Origin of the sequence: Caproiciproducens sp. MSJ-32, from assembly GCF_018918055.1 — a bacterium.
Lineage (GTDB): Bacteria > Bacillota > Clostridia > Clostridiales > Clostridiaceae > Clostridium.
Genome location: NZ_JAHLPS010000056.1, coordinates 1 through 3060, shown reverse-complemented (window position 1 = coordinate 3060; position 3060 = coordinate 1). Strand labels below are relative to the sequence as shown.

Here is a 3060-nt window from a genome sequence, read left to right as displayed (position 1 = left end):
AGTATACTCAAAAAAAGACCTAACGGTATAAAATATCATAATAAATGTAAATTTATTCATAAAGAAAACAAAAATGGCAAGTAGAAACTTTTTTAAAATTTACTTGCCGAATTCAAGTTCAATAAATATCTTTTCTTGCTCTTTAAAATCTTCCTCTTCCTTAGGACCAATATTAAAATAATTAAACTTATCAAAAGCTTCTATTATATTATTAAATCTGATTTTTATTTTTTTATTGAAAGTTTCCTTTTCTATTACTTCTATAAACATTTGTCCTCCTAACTCATCTTATTCCACTCACTTACTTGTTTTCTTACCTCGCTAATTAATCCATTTAAGTCCTTTGATTCAATTTCTTTTTCTTCATTTAATGTATTATTAATTATCTTTTGCTTATACTTTACTACTTTTCTCCCAGTATTATCATAAATCTCTTCAATTTTTTCTTTCTGTATATCCATTTTCATTCTCCTTTATTATAATATAATTTTTTCAAAAATTAATATCCCTATATATTTATAAATGACTAAAATATAAATTTTTATACTACTCTGTGTATTTTTACTTAAACTAATAAGGATTATTACATTTAACTTTATGTAATAATCCTTATTAATTTAAGTTTTATAGAAATTAAACAATTATACTAATATACTAATTTTTGAGCGAAAACATTTGTTAAATTTAACTTAGCTATTTTATTTTTTATTTCTTCCTTATCTAAAGTGTAAAGACCTTCTTCCTTCATTCTTGCAAAGTACTTTGATCCTGCAAAAGTATATCGATCTTTTCTACCTTCACGGGTACTTTCCATTTCATTTGTATATGCAATTAAATCTCCTATAGCAATTGAAGCTGGTAATATTAATAATGGTATTCCCATCATTAATCTAACAGCATTATGTCCAGCAAGACTGCCAGTACAAATTGCCTCAGTATGTCCTACAAATAGGCCACTTTTTTCACCAGCACAGAATAAATTGTCCACTCCTTTAACCTTCATATCATTTGTTCTTTGAGCAACAGATAAATATCTAATTGAATTTCCTTTGCTTCCTGCATAAGGATCAACATATTTTGCCTTTTCTAATCCCTTTATCTTCCTTAACTTATTAAGAGGATAATAGCTAGTCATTAATTTAGCATGTCCAGTATCTAAAAGAACTATATTTTCGGCAAATTCCTTTAAAGCATATTGTTGGCAAACCTTTTGTTGTAACTTATCGTAATTAATATCTTCTTCAGGAACCTTTAATACTACTACTCCTTCTTTATCAAGTTTTTCTCTTATTTCTTCTGATAAACTTTCTTTGGCTAACTTACAAGAACCTGAAAAAGCACCTAATTCATCTTCTCCTCTTTCTCCTTGTATATCTCTTACGCCACATCTTTCACTTATACTGAGCCTTGGACCAAAAGCTGGACACCTTAATATGCACATTGAACATCCATTTCCATATCTTAAACAATTTCCCATCGATCCTGTTGTACCTGTAGTTTCTATAAAAACATCACCCTCAATATAAGTTCCATCACTTAAATATATTCCTTTAATTTTTGATTTTTCCAATTCTATATCTACTACTCTGCTTTCCATATATATATTTATTCCCATATCTTCTAAATACTTATGAACTTCACCTTCAATGATATTTACATCGTATAGGCTTGCGTGTTTATGCCCTGGGAACTCTATATTTTTATGCCTTGAAGTTCTATCTGTAATTTCAATTAAATCTCCAGCACCTAATTCTATAAGTTCTTCTGCAGCTGTCCATCTGCCATTATTCCTCATAATTCCACCAACATTACCCAGACCTAATAATAAATCAGTTTTTTCAAACAAATGTACATCTGCTCCAGCTTTTTTAGCAGTTATTGCTGCTGCCACACCAGCCCAACCGCCACCAACAATTATAACCTTAATCATATCAATCTTCTCCCTTCAAATACATTTCTTGGATCAGTTTGAAGTTTGCAAAGACGTTTTACCCTTCTTCCTGCAAACCTAACTGTACAACTTCCACATATACCTTCACCACAGCACATTTTAGAATTATTGCAGCAAGATAGGCTGACATCTTTAGCCCCGATTTCATCTAAATATTCTATTATTTTAACAGTTAAAATATCTGCACCAGCTATATGAATATATTTTACTCCTTCATTCTTAATAAATTTTTTTATTAGTGCCTTTGCTTCTTCAGTCAGTTCTCCTTGAACTAATACAACTTCTTCTATTAAGTTATAATCATATTCTTTTAAATACTCTTTTATATAATTTTCCTTATAAGGTGCTTTATCCAATATTAAATTTATTGTATTTTTATTTAAGAATAATTTACGAATTATAGGAACCATTGGAGCCATCCCTATACCCTTTGCAATAACTAATACATTATTATTAAACTGCTTATTTATATTTCTAATTCCAAATACACCATTCCAATAAGGGGCTCTAATAGTTATATCTCCATTTTCTTCAATTTCTAATAATTTTTTAGTCTTAATCCCTCTAATTTCAATTATTATTGCAATAATATCCCTTTCAATATCCACTTCTAAGATAGATATTGGAACATCAAAATAGATATTTTCATTAGTTCTTACAAAAACATAACTTCCAGCCTTAGATAAATCCACAGCAAGTTTGTGAGGAACAAGAAATTTAATTAAAAGTAAATTTTCTTCTAATAACTCCTTTTTTATAACCTTGCAAGTATAGGTATCTCTCCCCTTTTTAGCTTTAGAATTATTATTTATAAACTCATGATATATACATACCCCATTCCAATTTAAGCAATCGCAAAATTTACTACCATGAAGCTGGGAACAAAGAATACATTCATTTGACTCTGCAAGGTGACATGGACAAAACTCTGTGCCAGCATCAATGCAATCTATATATTCTCTCATTTATATACCTCTTCATTAATTTTTAAGTTCTGTTAAGTTATATGATATTTGAATTTCATCCCTCCTTAGAGTATCTTAAATATAGCAACACCAAAAATACCTCCGAAGGAGAGATGAAATTATGTGCAAATTAGTGAATAAAAT

General features: G+C 28.9%; 4 protein-coding genes. All 4 read right to left on the bottom strand.

Annotated features, from left to right (window positions below; all coding sequences use genetic code 11):
* Nucleotides 1-99: 99 nt before the first annotated feature.
* Nucleotides 100-270, bottom strand: coding sequence for a hypothetical protein (locus tag KQI16_RS06430; protein WP_216432877.1), 171 nt, complete (start codon nt 268-270; stop codon nt 100-102).
* Nucleotides 271-278: 8 nt separating this feature from the next.
* A complete protein-coding gene (locus KQI16_RS06425) occupies nt 279-461 on the bottom strand; it encodes a hypothetical protein (protein ID WP_216432875.1) in 183 nt (60 codons plus the stop codon).
* Between the two features lie 185 nt (nt 462-646).
* Entirely contained in the window at nt 647-1927 is a 1281-nt protein-coding gene (locus KQI16_RS06420; protein WP_216432878.1) for an FAD-dependent oxidoreductase, read from the bottom strand.
* Entirely contained in the window at nt 1927-2916 is a 990-nt protein-coding gene (locus KQI16_RS06415; protein WP_216432873.1) for a sulfide/dihydroorotate dehydrogenase-like FAD/NAD-binding protein, read from the bottom strand. The genes KQI16_RS06420 and KQI16_RS06415 overlap by 1 nt, the downstream gene beginning before the upstream one ends.
* Nucleotides 2917-3060 lie beyond the last annotated feature (144 nt).

Bases quoted from the DNA above. Each gene is read 5' to 3' on its own strand.
- KQI16_RS06425 (WP_216432875.1), bottom strand. From the start codon at position 461: ATGGATATACAGAAAGAAAAAATTGAAGAGATTTATGATAATACTGGG.
- KQI16_RS06415 (WP_216432873.1), bottom strand. From the start codon at position 2,916: ATGAGAGAATATATAGATTGCATTGATGCTGGCACAGAGTTTTGTCCA.
- KQI16_RS06430 (WP_216432877.1), bottom strand. From the start codon at position 270: ATGTTTATAGAAGTAATAGAAAAGGAAACTTTCAATAAAAAAATAAAA.